Origin of the sequence: Gimesia sp. (assembly GCF_048262075.1) — a bacterium.
Classification (GTDB): Bacteria; Planctomycetota; Planctomycetia; order Planctomycetales; family Planctomycetaceae; genus Gimesia.
The window spans coordinates 59947-78449 of sequence record NZ_JBLXFK010000020.1 but is presented as its reverse complement, the minus strand read 5'-3'; the positions used below and the strand labels follow the sequence as shown (position 1 = coordinate 78449).

Annotated in this window: 11 protein-coding genes and 1 pseudogene; 4 read left to right on the top strand and 8 right to left on the bottom strand. The window is 51.5% G+C overall.

All coding sequences use genetic code 11. The features are described from left to right. Positions 1-50 precede the first annotated feature (50 nt). Positions 51-820, bottom strand: a pseudogene (locus ACN0YH_RS25845) (IS110 family transposase); the annotation flags it as partial. Positions 821-907: 87 nt separating this feature from the next. Between ACN0YH_RS25845 and ACN0YH_RS25840 the strand changes: the two are divergent. The 4 genes from ACN0YH_RS25840 to ACN0YH_RS25825 are packed head-to-tail and all read left to right on the top strand — an operon-like array spanning position 908 to position 7415. Further along, the gene (locus ACN0YH_RS25840) at positions 908-1426 is read left to right on the top strand and encodes a sigma-70 family RNA polymerase sigma factor (protein ID WP_417382493.1); all 519 of its coding nucleotides are present in this window, start codon (positions 908-910) and stop codon (positions 1424-1426) included. A 4-nt stretch (positions 1427-1430) separates the two neighbouring features. Then, positions 1431-3092: a LamG-like jellyroll fold domain-containing protein gene (locus ACN0YH_RS25835; protein ID WP_417382492.1), complete on the top strand. Its 1662-nt coding sequence runs from the start codon at positions 1431-1433 to the stop codon at positions 3090-3092. Beyond that, on the top strand, positions 3079-5991 hold the full coding sequence (locus ACN0YH_RS25830) for a PSD1 and planctomycete cytochrome C domain-containing protein (protein WP_417382491.1): 2913 nt from the start codon (positions 3079-3081) through the stop codon (positions 5989-5991). Before ACN0YH_RS25835 ends, ACN0YH_RS25830 begins: the two co-directional genes overlap by 14 nt. 11 nt (positions 5992-6002) lie before the next feature. Continuing rightward, positions 6003-7415 (top strand): DUF1501 domain-containing protein, encoded by a 1413-nt coding sequence (locus tag ACN0YH_RS25825; RefSeq protein WP_417382490.1) that lies wholly within the window; start codon positions 6003-6005, stop codon positions 7413-7415. A gap of 126 nt (positions 7416-7541) precedes the next feature. On the opposite strand, the gene ACN0YH_RS25820 is transcribed toward ACN0YH_RS25825, so the two are convergent. The 7 genes from ACN0YH_RS25820 to ppsA all read right to left on the bottom strand — a co-directional run bounded on the left by ACN0YH_RS25820 (position 7542) and on the right by ppsA (position 18386). Continuing rightward, positions 7542-7757 carry a hypothetical protein gene (locus ACN0YH_RS25820; RefSeq protein ID WP_417382489.1) on the bottom strand — a complete coding sequence of 72 codons (216 nt, stop codon included), beginning with the start codon at positions 7755-7757 and terminating at the stop codon, positions 7542-7544. Between the two features lie 45 nt (positions 7758-7802). Beyond that, positions 7803-10169, bottom strand: a complete 2367-nt coding sequence (locus ACN0YH_RS25815) for a PAS domain S-box protein (RefSeq protein ID WP_417382488.1) — start codon at positions 10167-10169, stop codon at positions 7803-7805. A gap of 169 nt (positions 10170-10338) precedes the next feature. Beyond that, entirely contained in the window at positions 10339-11277 is a 939-nt protein-coding gene (locus ACN0YH_RS25810) for an amidohydrolase family protein (protein WP_417382487.1), read from the bottom strand. Positions 11278-11528: 251 nt separating this feature from the next. After that, positions 11529-14228 carry an acetate--CoA ligase alpha subunit gene (acs, locus tag ACN0YH_RS25805; RefSeq protein ID WP_417382486.1) on the bottom strand — a complete coding sequence of 900 codons (2700 nt, stop codon included), beginning with the start codon at positions 14226-14228 and terminating at the stop codon, positions 11529-11531. Positions 14229-14281: 53 nt separating this feature from the next. Next, positions 14282-15214, bottom strand: a complete 933-nt coding sequence (locus tag ACN0YH_RS25800; RefSeq protein ID WP_417382485.1) for a histone deacetylase — start codon at positions 15212-15214, stop codon at positions 14282-14284. A 234-nt stretch (positions 15215-15448) separates the two neighbouring features. Beyond that, positions 15449-15943: a hemerythrin domain-containing protein gene (locus tag ACN0YH_RS25795; protein WP_417382484.1), complete on the bottom strand. Its 495-nt coding sequence runs from the start codon at positions 15941-15943 to the stop codon at positions 15449-15451. Between the two features lie 16 nt (positions 15944-15959). Further along, on the bottom strand, positions 15960-18386 hold the full coding sequence (gene ppsA, locus ACN0YH_RS25790; protein WP_417382483.1) for a phosphoenolpyruvate synthase: 2427 nt from the start codon (positions 18384-18386) through the stop codon (positions 15960-15962). Positions 18387-18503: the final 117 nt, after the last annotated feature.

The following is an 18503-nucleotide window of genomic DNA, read 5'->3' as shown; positions in this document are numbered from 1 at the left end:
TTTTCTTTTCCCGATAAGATCTAAGGGGTCAGCGACTGTCTTGGATTATATCAAGAGGTAAGAATATTTTCGTTCCATGTTTGGTTGTTTTTCATCATCGAATTCAGGATGGTAAGAAATTTTCGCATGCAGGCTGTGATGGCGAGCTTCTTTGGTTTGCCTCTTTCCAATAAAGACAGATAAAATGCTTTGATGCGACTGTTCCAGCGTGTGGCTACTAAGGTCGCCATATAAAGCACGCGCCGTATCTGGCTCCTGCCAGCATAGGTTCTTCTCTGCCCTTTGAACTTGCCGCTGTCCCGAACGAGAGGAGCCAGGCCGACGAGTTTGGCGATCTGCTGCCGATTCAGTTTCCGAGTTCAGGCAGCCCGGCAATCAGATTGGCGGTTGTCGTCGGACCAACGCCTTTGGCTGAGAGCAGGATTTTGGATTTCTCTTTCATGGCCTGGTCGGCTTCGATGACCTTCCGCATTTCGTTGTCCAGCATTTTGAGCTGTTTCTCGTAAAGCTGAATCGCCCGTTGAATCAAGGCCCGTATTTGTCGATCCTCGATTTGTTGCTGGCGATTGGATTCCTGGGTAATCATACTTTGAACCTGTTCTCGGCGGGTTGCCAGTAACTTAAGTTTTTCCCTGTTTTGATCGACTTTTCCCATCGCCCTCGGTTGCATCATCTGTCCAAAAGAGGCGATGATCCTGGCGTCGATGGCATCGTTTTTCTCCAGCTTTCCACAGGCTCTGGCAAAGTCACGAATCTGCTTGGGATTCACCACGGCACACGCAATTTCCTGACTCTGGAGATATTTGACGAGCTTATTTTCGGCGGTTTTTCTGTTCAAATATAAATTTTTTGTCTGATTTCGTGTAACCTAGAGGACTAACGTGGTAACTACCTCTGGGGAGAACTCATGGACCAGTCAGAATCGACCGAACATTTCGTACACCTGCTCACAGAGCATCAGAATCGGCTCTATGGATATATCTATTCATTAATGGGTGATCGCAGTCGGACAGCAGACGTCGTTCAGGAAACGAATCTGGTGTTGTGGCGGAAAATCGGCGAATTCGATCCTGAGAGACCATTCCTGCCCTGGGCATTCACGATTGCCCGCTTTCAGGTGCTGGCGCATTTGCGAGACCACAAACGGGATCGCCTGCTTCTGGATGAAGAACTCGTGCAAACACTCGCTCAAGAAGTGGAGCGGGAAGTAGAACAACTCGGTACTTTTCAAGAAGCACTCCGCAAATGCCTACACAGTCTGCCTGAGTCGAATCGCGATTTGATAGAACAGCGTTACTTCAAGTCTCAACCTGTCGCAACAATAGCGGGAGCCCTGAATCATACCGTGGGGAACGTCAAAGTCATGTTATTACGTATCCGCAGACAGTTAGCAGAGTGTGTTAAGAAACGTCTGGTGGAGGGATAAGAAGGTGAATGTGCACGAGATTGAAACACTGTTGCTGGAGTGGGAATGCGGCTCGCTCGATGATGCAGGAATCGAGCGGTTACGTGAGTTACTCAAAACAGATTCAGCAGCCAGGTCACGTTTTATTCAAATGCAGATGTTGACAGCGGCCCTGCATCATGAGGCTGATGCAGGCACAGGGGCTTCATTAAATGGGGCAGCATCCACATCAGATGGACACAATCCTGTGTCGTCACAGAAAACCTGGACTGCCAACCGCTTGATGGTTTTCTGCTTAACAACACTCTCATTGACAGTCTGTATTCTCACAGGTTGGTTATTATTTCAAAGAACTGAGAACCAGCCTGACAGTACAGTTCCCATCGCTCAATCATCCGCTCCAGGCGAACGCGATCCCTCTAAAGAAGCAACGGCGCAAGGGGTCGCGCTGGTGACGCGGCTGGTTGATGTTCAATGGACGAATTCGCAATCCACATTCTCTATCGGCGATGCCCTGCCTCGGGGCAGATTTCAATTTGAGAAAGGTCATGCGCAACTTGAGTTTCTGTGTGGCGCCACTCTGATTGTGGAAGGTCCCGTAGACATTGAACTGGAGTCGTCCACACAGGCGCGGGTTCGGAACGGACGAATGCGCGCCCACGTTCCCCCTGCTGCACGTGGCTTCACCCTGGAAGTGGATGACCTGAAAGTCGTTGACCTGGGTACCGAGTTTGGGCTTTCTGTTTCGGATGCGGGGACTGATATCCAAGTCTTTGACGGCGAAGTCGAATTGCATTCTCCCTCAAACAACAAAAAACGACTAACCACAGGGCAGGCACTGGTCCTGACTGACAGGGGAGAATATCGAGAGAAAGAACCCGAACCGGATCAATTCCTCGATATTTCTTCTCTGGAAGTACGAGATCAGCAGATGCAATCTGCCCGTTACGATCAATGGAAAACCTGGTCCAACATCTGGCGAAAGGATCCACGCTTGATCGCGTATTACTCATTCGCAGAAAATGGTGACTGGGAACGCCGTCTGGCCTGCAGCAAGCTCCCGCTAAACAGCAACCTCGATGGAGCCATTGTAGGAGCCCGTGAAGTCCCCGGCAGATGGGGCGCGAAACGAGCTCTGGAATTCAAACAGCCTGCAGATCGTGTCCGCGTCCAGATCCCTGGTGAATTTCATTCACTCACGTTTGCAGCCTGGGTCAAGATCGACAGCCTCGATCGCTGGTACAATTCTCTCTTCCTGACTGACAGCTATGATAAGGGAGAGCCTCACTGGCAGATTCTGGATACCGGCCAGCTTTACTTCTCTGTTCGTCCGGTGAATCGAGGCGAATCAGGCCCCCATGATTTCAAAGCATTATCCCCCACGTTCTGGAAACCTGCTTTAAATGGGAAATGGATCCATCTGGCCGTCACCTGTGATCTCTCGAAAAGCACCATCACTCACTACCTGAATGGAACCGTGTTGAGTCGTCACCTGGTGCCAGAGGAACAACTGCCTGAAACAACCCGCTTCGGAGCAGCTTCCATTGGGAACTGGTCATCTCCTACCCTCCCCGGCCAGCGTTTTGCCATCCGCAATCTCAATGGAGCGATTGACGAACTGGCCATCTTCTCTGATGCCTTAACACCTGAAGAGATCAAGGAGCTGTATGAACATGGAAAACCATGAGCGTCCCGTGTCAACAGAGCATGGCTGTTTGAAGGTAACAAGACTGGTAGTGCACTTCGGTTGCTTATTGCTGGTTCTGCTATCCGCGTCCTTCCTGTCTGCCAGCGAGAACGACTCCAAGGCTGAGAAGCACTTCACGATCAAGGTCCTGCCACTGCTGCAGACAAAATGCTTTGGATGCCATGGCAATGATCCCGCAGACATTCGCGGTGAATATAAAATGTTGACCCGCGAAGGATTAATCAAAGGGGGTGAATCAGGTGAACCCTCACTGGTCCCTGGAAATCCGCAGAAAAGCCCCCTGTATCAGGCAGTTCTCTGGAATGGCTACGAGATGCCTCCCAAAGAAAATGACCGTCTCACAAAACAGGAGACCGAACAGATTCGGAAGTGGATTGCAAGGGGAGCCCCCTGGCCGGATGAAGCTACACAATCGCGGATTCGCACAGCAGAGGCAGCCGTGGAAACAACAGCAGACGGACGTATTGTCCAAACCAGCGGCGGAACTTCCGACGAATGGACAAACCGACGTTATCAGACCGAAGATTTGTGGGCATTTGCCAGAGTCAGGTCGCAGTCAGAACTCTTGTCAACAGACGTCAGTTCCCAGGAAGCAATCGACTATTATATCAATCAGAAACTGTCTGAAGCAGATATCAAGCCGGCAGCAGAGGAATCATTGCGCACACTTATCATTCGCGCCACATTTGACCTGACCGGATTACCGCCTGCCCCTGAGGATATGGATGCCTTTCTCGCTGCCAGTTCCATCGATGCCGCCCAGGCCTGGGCAGATCTGATTGACGGACTCCTGGCCAGTCCCCGTTATGGCGAACACTGGGGACGCCACTGGCTGGATATTACCCGCTACGCAGATACGGGAGGAATGTCGAACGACTTTGAACGGTCGAATATGTGGCGTTATCGTGATTACGTGATCCGCGCCTTCAACGACGACAAGCCTTATAATGAATTCATCATGGAACAGTTAGCCGGCGACGAACTGGCAGATCAGTCTGTTTTGAAGAGAACCGGGGGGGACCAGAAGCAGGTTCACAAGACACAGTTGTCAGGAGAGTATACGCCGGAAGAAGCCGAATGGATCATTGCAACCGGTTTTCTCCGCCTGGGCCCCTGGGACAATGCCATGGTGGAACCAGACGAGGCCCGTCAGATCTATCTCGACGATCTTGTGAATATCACCGGTCAGACCTTCCTGGCCCAGACGCTGCGTTGCTGCAAATGCCACGACCACAAATTTGATCCGCTCCCGACGCGCGATTATTACCGGATCTATGCCGCGTTTGCCACCACACATATGGCGGAGCGCCCTGCTCCGCTGCTGCCCCGGGAAAATACAACGGGATTCGAAGCAGGCAAAGCACACGTGCAGCGGATGCTGGACTTCGCTCTCCAGGAAAAGAACCGACTTATCAAAAAACGGGAAGACGCCGCGCGTGCCTGGTTCCAGGAGCATGGACTCCCCTACCAAAACGAACAGGCACGACGCAACCTCTCGGACGAGGACAAACCTCCTCGACATATCGGTCTGGATCATGCCGAACAGGGGCAACTCAAAGTACGCGAACAGGATGAATGGATCTGGACACGTCGACTGGAACGTTATCAGCCTCTGGCTCAGAGCGTCTTTAATGCCAGTCATTATGCCATGCCCTGGAATGGCGCACGCAAGCTGCGTATTAAACGGAATCATAAAGAGCAGCAGGTGGTGAGCCATATTCTGACCGGGGGAGCATTAACTGCTCCGGGAGACGTCGTCCAGCCTGGAGTGCTCAGTGCCGTCTCGCTCAAAGTCAATCCTGCAGCACAAGACCCGTATCTGGTCACTTCTGCGACGGCAGGTCGACGTACAGAATTGGCCAGGTGGATTGCCCATCCGGAAAACAGCCTGACGACGCGTGCCATCGTGAATCGGATCTGGCAGTATCACTTCGGCACAGGTCTGGCTGCCAATGCAAACAACTTCGGAGCCAAAGGAGCGAAGCCAACCCATCCTGAATTATTGGACTGGCTGGCTACCGACTTTGTGAAAAATGGCTGGCGTATTAAACGAATGCACCGACAGATAATGATGTCCGCAGCATACCGTCGCGCATCCGTTCCCGCTGAGCCGGAACAGGTGAGTTTAGTCGACCCAGGTAATCGACTCCTTTCCTGGTTTCCGCGACGGCGTCTGAGCGCAGAGGAATTGCGGGATGGAATATTGAAAATCACGGGAGAACTGGTCCATGCCCAAGGGGGCGTGCCGATCATGCCTGAGATCAATATGGAAGTCGCATTACAACCACGCATGATTCAGTTCTCACTGGCACCGGCCTACCAGCCATCGCCAACTCCGAAAGAAAGAAATCGGAGAACAATTTATGCCTGCCAGATACGTGGTCAAGCCGATCCTTTTACAGAACTGTTCAATCAGCCGAATCCAAATGAGTCTTGTGAACTGCGTGAATCGGCCGCCGTCACACCTCAAGTTTTCACACTGCTCAATAGTGACCAGATGATTGATCGCTCTATCGCATTAGCAATCCGCCTGCAGCAGGAGCAAAGCTCCCTTCCGGAACAGATCGATCGGTTATTTCTCCTCGTTCTGGGACGACCTGCTTCAGAAAAGGAAATCCTTCGGCTCAAAAAGTATGTCACCGACATGCAACACTACCATCGGGAAATCACGCCCGAACCGGTCAGTTATCCCCAGGCGATCACCCGGTCCCTGGTCGAAGAGTTATCGGGGCAGGTTTTTCAATATCAGGAAATCCTGCCGGTCTTTGAACGATATCAGGCTGACAGAAAGCCTGCGGAGGTCTCAGCAGAAACGCGGGCCCTGGCAGATCTGTGCCTGCTGTTATTCAATACCAATGAATTCATGTATGTAGAATAGTGATCGATATTATGCATAACCATCCTCCCTCACAGTCACGTCGTCAGGCCCTGTTCAGCCTGGGCGCTTCCCTGGGCAGTCTGGCCTTCACTTCGCTCCTTAATGCCGATTCGCCCACCGTCAGTGCCGATGCCGGACCATTAACGCCGAAGACTCCGTTGCGCCGCGCCCGAGCCAAAAATGTGATCATGCTATTCATGGAAGGCGGCCCCGGCCAGATGGATACGTTCGATCCCAAGCCTGAGCTGGCACGACTGCACAAGGCCGAATCGAAACTGACAGGTGGACTTGAGAAAGGGTTCAAGTTCTTTGTCGGCAGCCCCTTTCAATTCCATAAGACCGGCGAGACCGGAATCGAGATGTGTGACCAGTGGAAGTATCTCTCCGATCCGTTCGTCGCGAATGAACTCTGCAACTTCCGTGGATGCCAGGCAGAGTCATTGAACCACCCGGAAGCATTATTTCATATGAATACGGGCAGCCGACTCGGCGGAGACCCGGCCCTGGGAGCCTGGGCGACCTATGGGCTGGGAACCGAAAACCAGAATCTGCCCGGGTATGTCGTGATGACCGAACTCGCTTTGCCACAGGGAGGTCCCACCAACTGGAGCAACGGCTTTCTTCCCCCGCATTTTCAAGGGACTCGCCTGCGCCCGGAAGGATCACCGATCCTGGACCTGGCTGCGCCCGGCTTTAAGAACCGAAAGCATCAACTGCGTGCACTTGATGAACTATCACAGTTGAACTCCGAACATTTGAATTCACTCGGAGTCCAGGATCAAAAACTTCAGGCCCGAATGGAAAGTTATGAACTTGCCTTTCGCATGCAGAGCGAAGTACCAGGCGTACTCGACTTTTCGAAAGAGAATGCACGTACACATGAAATGTACGGTCTCAATAAACCGGAAACAGAGGTCTTCGGTCGTCAATGTCTGACCGCACGACGACTCGTGGAAAACGGCGTGCGTTTCGTACAGATCTTTAGCGGCGGCTGGGACAGCCACGACTACCTGGAACGCGGCCACGCATCACGCATCAAAAGTGTCGACAAACCCATGGCAGCCCTGATTCGTGATCTGAAACAGCGAGGGATGCTCGACGATACCCTCGTTATCTGGACGGGGGAATTCGGTCGGACCCCCGACAATAATAAACGCGGAGGCGTTTATTCACTCGGACGCGGGCACAATAACAACGCCATGACCATGCTTCTGGCTGGTGGAGGCGTGAAGCCAGGCGTCGTCGGCGCTACTGATGAACTCGGCGCGAAAGCCGTGGAATGTGTGCACCCGATTCGTGATCTGCACGTCACATTACTGCAACTGCTGGGACTGGATGATAATAAACTGACCTATTTCCATGCAGGCCGCTTCAAACAACTCAGCCAGTTCGGCGGTGAAGTCATCCCCGAAATCATCGCCTAGTAAGATACGCGAAAAGTTGTCGGAAACGGAATGCTTCGGGAGGCTCTTTACGAAGACTAGAGGGGATCCCGTTTTACAGCAGTGTCTCCGGCGGCATAGGGATGGAGTAGAGCAGCTCGAAAGATGCTACAGTAAAACTGGACACAGTCTAGCGTTTGAGTTCTTCTGGAATTTCGTAGCGGCCGAGCTGTGAATCATGTTTCCGTAGGCATCCACAATCGCCTTGTAGATATAGGGATTATTTTCCAATGCCTGCGCGTTCTCTTCAGTCCATTTTTCATCTTTCAAATCGTTAAACGCGACATCGTCTAACTTGCCGAGTTCGACGAGGATGTTGCGCATGAATTCCTCGCATTGGAGAGTACTTGATCTCTCCCAGTTGTCGTCTCAACTGCTCCCTGCTTTAGCCCGGCGTATTGTGCTGGAAATCAATAAGCCTTCTTCCAGTTCAATGGGGCTGAGGCTGATTTCAACCGGGAATTCGGAACCATCTTTGTGTTGACCGAGCAGTTTCAGTCTGGCGTCAAGGGGACGAATACTGGGAGAGTTTGCATAACTCTCATATTTTTCAGGATGCCCTTCCCGAAAACGCGGGGGGATGAGTATTTCAATTTCCTGACCCAGTAATTCCTGGCGCTGGTAACCGAAGAGTCGCTCCGCCTGGGAGTTGACGAATTCGATTTGACGCTGTCGGTTCACAACCACCATCGCATCCGGGGCCGAATCCAGTAGCGCTTGAATTTTGTTCTGCTCTTTCATCCGTAATGTTATATCTCGGACTGCGCACGAGACAAGCATACCCTGTTCTGTCTTGACGGGACTCAGACTGATTTCGACCGGGAAGATTTCCCCATCCCGCCGCTCTGCAAGTAAATTCAAACCAGAAGCCATCGGCCGAGCACTCGGCTGTTTAATAAATCCTGCCACTTTTTGCGGATGTTCCGCACGAAACTGTTCCGGGACTAGGCTCTCAATTTGCTTACCCAGTAATTCCGAACGGTCGTATCCAAACAGTTTCTCCAACTGTGCGTTCACGAGCACGATCGTTCCCGACTCATTCACCACCACCATAGCATCCGGGGCGGATTCCAGCAGATCATGAAAGGTCTGTTCTGTGCGTTTGCGTTCGGTGATGTCTCGCCCGACGAGATAAATCGATGATTCTCCGGGGATCAATTTGGCATTCCACAGAATCCAGATTGAATTGTGGCTGCCATCCTTGTGCCGGCATTTGTACTCGATTGCGGTCAATGATTCCCCTGAGAGAATTCGCTCATGATTTCTCTTGGCTCTCGGATGTTCTGAGGGTTGAATCAACTCCCAAACGGACATGCCTTGAAGTTCTTCAGTAGTCCAGCCCAGAACAGACTCCCACGCAGGATTGGTCAGTGACAACCGCCCGCCAGCATCCAGGATGGCGAGCAGGTCCAGAGACAGGTTGAAGAAACGCTCGCGTTCCTGTTCGGTGCGTTTGCGTTCTGCCCGCTCGGCAATCCAGGCTTGAATTTCATCTCCGATCTCAATGGCGGACTGTTGCCGATCTTCGCGTTTTTTGGACAACCCGCGTAAGCAAATCTGCTCAAGTTCACGCGGCAAGCCATCAACCGACTCAGAAGGAGGCTGCGGCTTATCATGGATGACGCGTTCAAGGACTGCAACGATACTGTTGCCCAGAAACGGGGGTTCACCGACAAGAATTTCATACAGCATCGCAGCGAGCCCGTAGACATCACTACGTTTATCGACCATCCCTATTTCCCCCCGCGCCTGCTCAGGTGACATATAGGCAGGTGTGCCCAGTTTTTCACCCTGCATGGTTTGTGACGATGTGATACTTTCATCAGGATTACTGACAATGGTCGCGGCGTAGTCTGAGGCGATTAGATCGGTGACTGATTCCATTTCTTCAAGATGTTTGGCCAGGCCCCAGTCCAGCACGGCGACTTCTCCAAAATCGCCGACAATCACGTTTTCCGTTTTTAAATCGCGATGGATAATCTGTTTGGAATGGGCATAGGCAATAGTATTACAGATGCTGACAAATTGATTCAGCAAATGCAATAAGCGGCTGGTCACACCGGTCTGATTCTCCTTGATTCTCCATTTATGATAATTTTGAATCTCTTCAGAGAAGGTCCGCCCGCGGACGAACTTCATTGTGTAATAGCTCCGCTTGCCATCGTCGACAAAATCATAGACGGGCACGGTTCCGGGATGAGTCAGTTGTGCCGTAATCCGCGCTTCACGAAAGAATCGCTGACGGTTGATTTCAGAATGAGCCTGATCAGCCTTCAGTTCCTTCAAGGCAATTTCGCGATCCAACACTTTATCGTGCGCGAGCCAGACGTGACCGATCCCACCAGAGGAATGCAAACCACGACGTGTAATCCGATCTTCGGGAATGTCGCTTGGTGAGATCTGAATCGCTGTAGTGATGCGTGGTTCTTGCGATACCCCACTGAGGGTACTCTGAATATCTTCATCTCCCAGGCTTTCCAAAGCCGATCTTAGACTGTCCGGCATACTCGATAACGACTTTCTGACATCACCACCGGATTTTTTCAGGCGGCGTTTGAGCAGATATTCGATGTGATCCCGATCATCCTCGATGAGCCAGCCCTGCTCTATGAGAATGTCAGCCAGAGAGGAATCTTTCCGTGATCCCCAGAGCGTACACACATCCACGAACTGCCGCATGCTGATCAGATCGCTCTGCATGGCAATCAAACCGAAAAGTAAATTGTGATCTGTCATCTTTTCAGCCTATGTTTTTTAAAGGGGGATCAAAGTTGTCAGGGATGTTTTTTAGTACCGTCCTGCCCCTGTAACTTACTTGGTTGAGCATCCATGTTTCATGCCAACCCGACTAAAGAAGATCTGCTACTTTTCGTAAGCTCAATCGAATTTTCAATCTTTGGGAATACTATGCTGTCCCATTCAAGGCGCGTTCGGCATTGTGATAAAAGATGTCATGTAGTGCTGCTTCGTCTTTCACCATTCGCAGCAGAAACTCCTGCAGACGGGTGCTGTAACACACGCCGTTGAAGTTGCCACCCAGACCGTCAGAACAGGGACAGTCGCTGCCAAACAGCAATTGTTTCGGATGCCGTTCCAGAAAGCCTGCCGTAAAATCTTCATCACGGGAGAGCGCAGTGAAACCGCTACCCGCTGACATGTCCGCATACAGATTGGGATAGTTGCCCAGCAGATGGTCCAGCAGTCCACCCGGCTTGACGGGACCGCGGGGATACAGCGTTTTGTCAGGCGGCGGTACATCGGCACTGATGTGAGACCAAAAGGACTGGGCATGTCCAATGATTCGGACCCGCTCATACTTTTTCAGATAGGTTTCCAGATGTTTTTCGATTCCCTGGTTGAATCCTTTTTTGTCGTCCTGGAAGTGAATCGTGATCGGCCAGTTCAACTCGTCACATTCCGCGATCACAGCTTCTACTCGACGATCGTTTAAAGGCAAATGCTCTTTCTGCTCTCCAATCCCCCGACAGCCCAGCAAATGGTATGCGCGAATTCGCTCAATCACGTTCGGCTGTCGGATATCCGTCTGACAAAAGGGAATCAGGCGATCCGGGTATTTATGGAAGGCATGCAGCACAGTTTCCGTACGCAGCAGGACTCCCCCTTCCCCTGTCTCCAGAGGCAGAATGAATGCCTTGGCTGTACCGGTCGCGTCCATGTGCTTAATCGTATCTTCAATCGATCTGCCTTTGTGACTGATATGCAGATGGCAGTCCAACTTTTTATATTGACTGGCGTCACGCACTGCCTCAACCGCTTCACTATTTTCGAATGCGGCACTACAGCAGGCCGCTCCTGTCGCGAGCAGAAACCCACGTCTCGACAATTTCTGGTTCCACATTTCAAGCCCTTTTCATCCTGGTAGTCGCTACGCTGGCACAATATGCTGTAACGTGGTGCTTCACTTGCCCTGACTTCAAAGATCTTTAGTGACAGAACGTTAAAGTCTGATGCTATTGTAATCCCTGCTCCCTACCAGATCCAGAATCTTATTCAGTATCTCATATTCTGAAGTCGGTTGAGGAAGTGAAGATTTTTCACCCTCTCTGTTGAAACCAGGACCGTGCCTGTAACCGCTCAGTGAGAGTCCGTAACCAGATTTTTCATTAGCAGGACGGTGTCTGTGGAGCTCGAATCCTGTTTCGCAAAGCCACGTTTCCGAAACAGATCCAGCATGCGACGGTTATCCGGAGCCGTTTCGGCAACCATCCGTTTCAGCCCCCAGGTGTGACAAACTTCCAGACAGTAATCAGTCAACATCGATCCCAGTCCCTGTCCCTGCCAGTGGTCTCCCACCAGCACCGCATACTCGGCTTCCTGATGATCTGCATCGGCCACCATGCGGCCCACGCCAATCAGTTGTCCTGTTGAATCATCCACCCTCTCTGCGACAATAGCAATTTCGCGGTCATAGTCGATAAAACAGAATCGGGTTGCCATATCATGAGTCGTGCCTTGAAAGGTAAACCGGAACCGGGCACGAATGGATTCAGGAGAACAGCCCCGCAGAAGTTCATGCCATTTATCCTCATCCTCGGGTTGAATCGGACGCAGTCGCACCTGGGTCCCACCCTTGAGTGTGACTGATTTCGTAAACTCTTCCGGATAAGGCCGGATTGCCAGATGCGAATAGGGACGAGTCGATTTAACATTCAATGACCGGTCAACAACAATCCGTGCATCAAGGGCAATCGCATTAACGGGTGTCACCATAAGAGGATTGATATCCAGTTCCACGATTTCTGGCAAGTCGGCAACGAAGTAGGATAATCGAATCAACACTTCGATCAGCTGATCCAGGTTCACAGCAGGATGCCCTCGATAACCGGTTAATAAAGGCCAGGAACGCAGGGACTCCAACGCGTGCCGCGCCAACCGTTCATTCAAGGGAGGCAGTTCCAGTGCACGATCCTGGTACAATTCGGCAGAGGTTCCCCCTGCTCCGACCAGCAGGACCATACCAAATACCGGATCTCGTTTGACTCCTAAAATCAGTTCATGCCCTTCCGGCTCTGAAACCATCCTTTGCACAGTTACTCCCTGCACCTCCGCATCGGGTCGCGCTTGCTTGACGCGCTGCATGATGCGTTCATAGGCTTCACTGATTTCATGTTCCTCGTACAGATCCAGTTCGACTCCCCCCACATCCGTTTTATGTGTAATCTGTTCGGAGAAGACTTTGAGTACGACCGGCAGGCCCATTTGCTGTGACAGCTGCACGGCTTCTTCAGCACTGCGGGCCAGGACCGTTCGATTCACCGGGATACCATAAGCTTCCAGAAGTGATTTTGAAGTGCATTCCGAGAGGATATCGCGTCCTTCCTGCAACGCGGCGTCTGCCAGTTCCCGCAGGAGTGCACGATCCAGCGAGTACCGGACCGGCATCGCCTGCGGAGTTTCATATAGAAACTGATGATTCCGGGCATAGGTCACCAGATGCATAAACGCCCGCACGGCCTGCTCGGGAGTGTTATAGGTGGGAATGCCGGCGTTGTTCAACCGAGTTCTTCCCTCATGGACTTTATTCCCACCCATCCAGGATGTGAGTACTGGTTTTGATGTCATTTTCGCAGCTTTAATCACCGCAGCAGCGGCTTCAGCAGGGTCAGTCATCGCCTGAGGTGATAATACCACCAGCACCCCATCCACCTGGGAATCAGCAAGAACAATTTCCAGCGTATTTCCAAATCGTTCCGGAGGCGCATCCCCCAGCACATCCAGTGGATTCCCATGAGACCAGGCAGGTGGTAAAACACCATTGAGCCGTTCTATGGTTTCTTTAGAAAGCGGCGCCAGGACTCCTGCCCGTTCCAGCAGCGCATCGGTGGCCATGACACCAGGGCCTCCGGCATTGGTGACGATTGCCAGCCGTTCGCCTCGTGGAGGTCGTTGTCGCGCGAGTAATTCAGCACAGTCAAACAGATCATCAAGTTCAAAGACGCGTACGATTCCGGCACGAGCAAAAGCTGCTTCATATACAGCGTCAACACCTGCCATCGCACCAGTATGGGAGGCCGCCGCCTTGGCAGATTCCTGAAAACGACCTGCTTTATATGCAATGATCGGTTTGTGTTTCGTAAATGCCCGCGCCGCCGACATGAACTGACGGGCTTCGGTAATCGACTCGACATATAGAATGATCGATTTTGTTTGCGGATCCAGGGCAAAGTAATCAATCAGGTCAGCAATACCGACATCCAGCATATTTCCCACGGAGACGAAATGCGAAAAACCAATTTTTTCTTCAAGCGCCCAATCCAATACTGCAGTACACAGCGCACCAGACTGTGAGATGAAGGCAATATTCCCGGTCAGAGGCATGTCCGTGGCAAAACTCGCATTCAGATTGACGTACGGCGCCATGATTCCCAGGCAGTTCGGACCAATGATCCGCATCCCTGAGAACTGTCTGGCAATACTCAATACCTGCTGTTCCAGTTGGCTGCCTGCCATTCCCGTTTCACGAAAACCGGCTGACAGAATCACGATTCCCCGGATTCCCGCGGTTCCACACTGCTCGATCACTTCAGGAATCGATTGCGCCGGGGTGCAGATCACGGCCAGATCGACGGGTTCAGGCAATTCCTGCACTGATCGATAACAGGGATGCTCACCTAACTGAGTATGACGAGGGTTGACAGGATAAATCTCTCCGGCAAACCCGCCAGTAATCAGGTTCTGAAATACTGTCTGTCCTACACTCAGTAGACGTTGACTGGCTCCCACCACGGCAATCCGACGGGGACGAAATATCTTATCAAGGTTGCGAATCGGCATGGAATATTATCTCTGCTGTTATGTGATCTGCCTGAACGGCGCTGGTTTTAAACTCAGGCAGATGCCATTTCCAGTAAATGATGATCAATACTTTCTGCGAGTGCGACGGGATTGTATCCCCCTTCCAGTACACTCACAACACGCCCATCGGCGTGCACGTCTGCGACCTCAAGGACGACCCGGGTCAGCCTGGCATAATCTTCACTCTCCAGCCCCAGCGATCCGATCGGGTCGTCTTGATGAGCATCGAAGCCCGCACTGATCAGAACGAGCTGGGGTCTGATGCGCGCGGCCAGTTGTTCAATGGCTGCTGTGAACAGTTCACAATAGTGTTCCCGTGATGTGCCTGATTCAACCGGAACGTTCAAGGTTGTCCCCAGCCCCTTCCCAGCCCCCGTTTCAGCAGCAGTGCCCGTATGTTGATAAAAGGATGAACGATGAATCGACAGAAATCCGACCTGACCATCTTCCCAGAAGATTTCCTGTGTGCCATCACCATGATGCACGTCCCAGTCAACAATCAGAACCCGCTCCAATCCCAGTTCCTCAATCGCCGTACGTGCACCGACGGCCACGTTGTTGAACAGACAAAAGCCCAGCGCCGATTCTGGTGCAGCATGATGTCCTGGAGGCCGCACCAGGCAGAATGCCCGCTCTGCTTTGTCCTGGACGACCTGCTCCACGGCATCACAGACAGCACCGACTGCCATTCGTGCCACTCCAAATGACTCGGGACAGACGATGGTATCTTCCGCGATATGTCCGCCCCCCTGCTCACAGAATTCTTTCACAAACTGAATATACTCCCGCGAATGCACGCGCTCCAGGGTTGTGTCGGAAACTTCAGTCCATGACCGCTGGCGACAATGCGCGTGCATGGCAATCTGGCTGGCACGTCTCATCGCAGGCAAAATACGTGCTGCATTTTCCGGAAGATCCCCCGTATCATGTTTCAGAAATACAGGGTCCGAATAGAGTATGGTCATATACAGATCTCTTCCGTATCAGGTTTCAATCGTCATCAAGTCGCGGCACGATGAAGCAGAATGAGAAATAAACAGCTCAAAGTGGTTTCCCGTGACGGAATGATATGAGCATACAACAATGACCAGCGAGAAGAAATGCCCTGCAGTTCTCAGGAATTTGGAACCTCAATCGCTGTGCCGATGAGTTCCTGAAAAAACACCCTATAAATAGTTCAGCCTGCGTCAGTTTCCTCTCTAAGACTGGTCGCGAGCAGATTTTTCAAACGCCTCGCGAACGCGCTGGATTTCCTCGTTTTCATTTGTGCGCAGTTCCGCCAGCAATTCCTGCAATTCCTGTAAGGCTTCATTCCAGTTCTGAAAGGGAGGTTCAGACTGTTTTAAACGTGTACTGAAATTGTCGATCCGGGTCAGGAATTCTTTGTGCTTTTCTCGAAAATCCGGAACCATAATACAGAAGCCCGGCGATTCATCCATGACCGGTTTAAAATACCCTTCCTGCTCCTCATCTCTGAAATGCTGGGAGAGCAGATCCCGTAAGCCTTCCATGCGGGTTCCCATTTCACCATATTTGGGTAAACCACGTTCATCCAGTTCTCTCCACCAGTCATTCAGTTCCTTAATATGGACGAGAATCGCTTCATGACCATCCAGTAAATACTGCAAATGCTCGTGTGATTTTTTTTTCGTATCCCCCACCCCTTCAGACTTCATATCATCTCGATGTTCCATGGCAGATTGTCACTTTCTATTTCTGAACCAGATTCAAACGAGCCAGGTCTGCTTCTACTTCTGCAATACGCGTTACCGTTTTGATTACGGCATCCGGATTCAGTGAGATACTGTCAATCCCCTGTTTCACCAGAAATTCTGCGATTTCCGGGTAGTCACTGGGAGCCTGGCCACAAATACCGATCTTTTTTCCGGCTGCCTTTACACGTTGAATGGCACTCGCGAGCGACTCCATCACGGCCGGGTCCCGTTCATCAAAGATTGACGCGACGACTTCGGAATCACGATCAACGCCGAGCGTCAACTGAGTCAGATCATTGGAACCGATTGAAAAGCCATCGAAGATTTCTGCGAATGCCTCAGCCTGAATGACGTTACTGGGAATTTCGCACATGATATAAATCTCCAGTCCGTCTTCTCCCCTGTGTAAACCATGACGTGACATTTCCTCCAGTACTTTTTCCCCTTCCGCGACGGTACGACAGAAGGGGATCATCAGTTTCATATTTGTCAGCCCCATCGTCTCACGCACTTTGCGCATCGCCTGACACTCCAGCGCAAATGCGTCTCGATAGCGGGGATGATAATAACGCGATGCCCCCCGAAAACCGATCATCGGATTTTCTTCATCAGGTTCGTACCGCGCTCCCCCGATCAGGTTGGCATATTCATTCGTCTTGAAGTCACTCATTCGTACGATCACTTCACGCGGATAAAACGCGGCAGCGATCATGCCAACTCCCTGTGCCAGTGTATCTACAAAAAAGGTCGGTTTATCTGTATAGCCCGGGGTCAGTCGATCGATTTCCGCCTTTAAAATGGGATCTTTTAACTGATTGAATTCCAGTAATGCCATTGGATGAATTCGAATGAACGAATTGATAATGAATTCCATCCGCGCCAGGCCGACGCCATCGCTGGGAAGCAGGGAAAGCCGAAATGCTTCATTCGGATTGCCGACGATCATTTTCACGCTGGTTTTGGTTTCAGGTAAATGATCCAGGTTAATTTCCTGAATTTCATAATCAAGCTGTCCGTCATACACATAACCTGTATCCCCTTCTGCACAGCAGACGGTCACCAGTTGACCTGAAGCAATCGCAGTGGTTGCTGTTTCTGCGCCTACAATCGCCGGTACACCCAATTCCCGGCTGATAATTGCCGCGTGGCAGGTTCGCCCCCCGCGATTGGTAATGATGGCGGCTGCTTTTTTCATCACCGGTTCCCAATCCGGATCGGTACGATCCGTGATCAGCACATCACCCGGTTGCACTTCATCCAGGTTTTTTGCACTCTCGATGACTCTCGCAATTCCATGGCCGATGCGTTCTCCCACACTATGCCCGGAGATCAGCACTCGGCCTCGTTTCTTCAAATGATACGTCTGTAGAGTCTGCGACTTCGGATTACCATGAATGGTTTCCGGTCGGGCCTGCACGATAAACAGTTCCCCGGTGTTCCCATCCTTGGCCCATTCAATATCCATGGGACAGTACCGCTTCTGCACTGACGAGTAATGTTCTTCAATCCGCGTGGCCCAGCGGCTGAGTGTGAGTATCTCTTCCTCAGTAATCGCAAATCGTTTCCGGTCGACCGGATCAACGGGAACGTTGCGTGTCATCTTGCCGCCCCCCGCATCATAGATCAGTTTGAATTCTTTGGAACCGAGCGTTTTCTTCAAAATCGGCTGAAATCCCTGCTTCAGCGTTGGCTTGAAGACATAAAACTCATCCGGGTTCACACTCCCCTGAACAATATTTTCCCCCAGGCCATAAGCAGCGTTAATCAGCACGGCGTCTTTGAAACCCGTTTCTGTATCGATGGAAAACATGACACCAGAAGCCGCCAGGTCCGAGCGCACCATGCGTTGGATTCCAATCGAAAGGGCGATGTCGAAATGATCGAAGCCCTTTTCTGTTCGATAGGAGATTGCCCGATCTGTAAACAGCGAAGCAAAGCAACGCCGACAGGTTTCCAGTAAGGGAGCTGGCCCACGTACATTCAGGTACGATTCCTGTTGTCCGGCAAAACTGGCATCCGGCAGATCTTCAGCGGTCGCACTGCTGCGGACAGCGACATCGATTCCGCCGGGCAAAGCTTCACTCAGCTTCTCATACGCCTGCAGAATCGCAGTTTGCAGAGAAGTCGGCATCTCGGCAGAGAGAATCGCATGCCTGACCTCCAGACCATGCTGCTGTAGATTGGTAATATCAGTCGTATCCAGATCATGCAGGATCTCCCTGATCTGCTGATCCAGACCGGTTTCTGCCAGAAAATACCGGTAGGCAGCTGCCGTTGTGGCAAAACCGTTGGGGACAGCAATCCCCTCTGAATTTAACTGGCAGTACATTTCTCCCAGTGAAGCGTTCTTACCTCCCACCGAGGGGACGTCTGTAATACCGATTTCATCAAACCACAGAATCAGCGGTTCTTCTAACACCATTCTCCCACTCCCCGTCCTTGTCTTCAGTTTGAAAACAGAATTGATTTTGACTGATATCTGCGTAACACATATCCAGGCGAGAGTCATTCAGGACTCAATTATATGTATTGTGAGAGT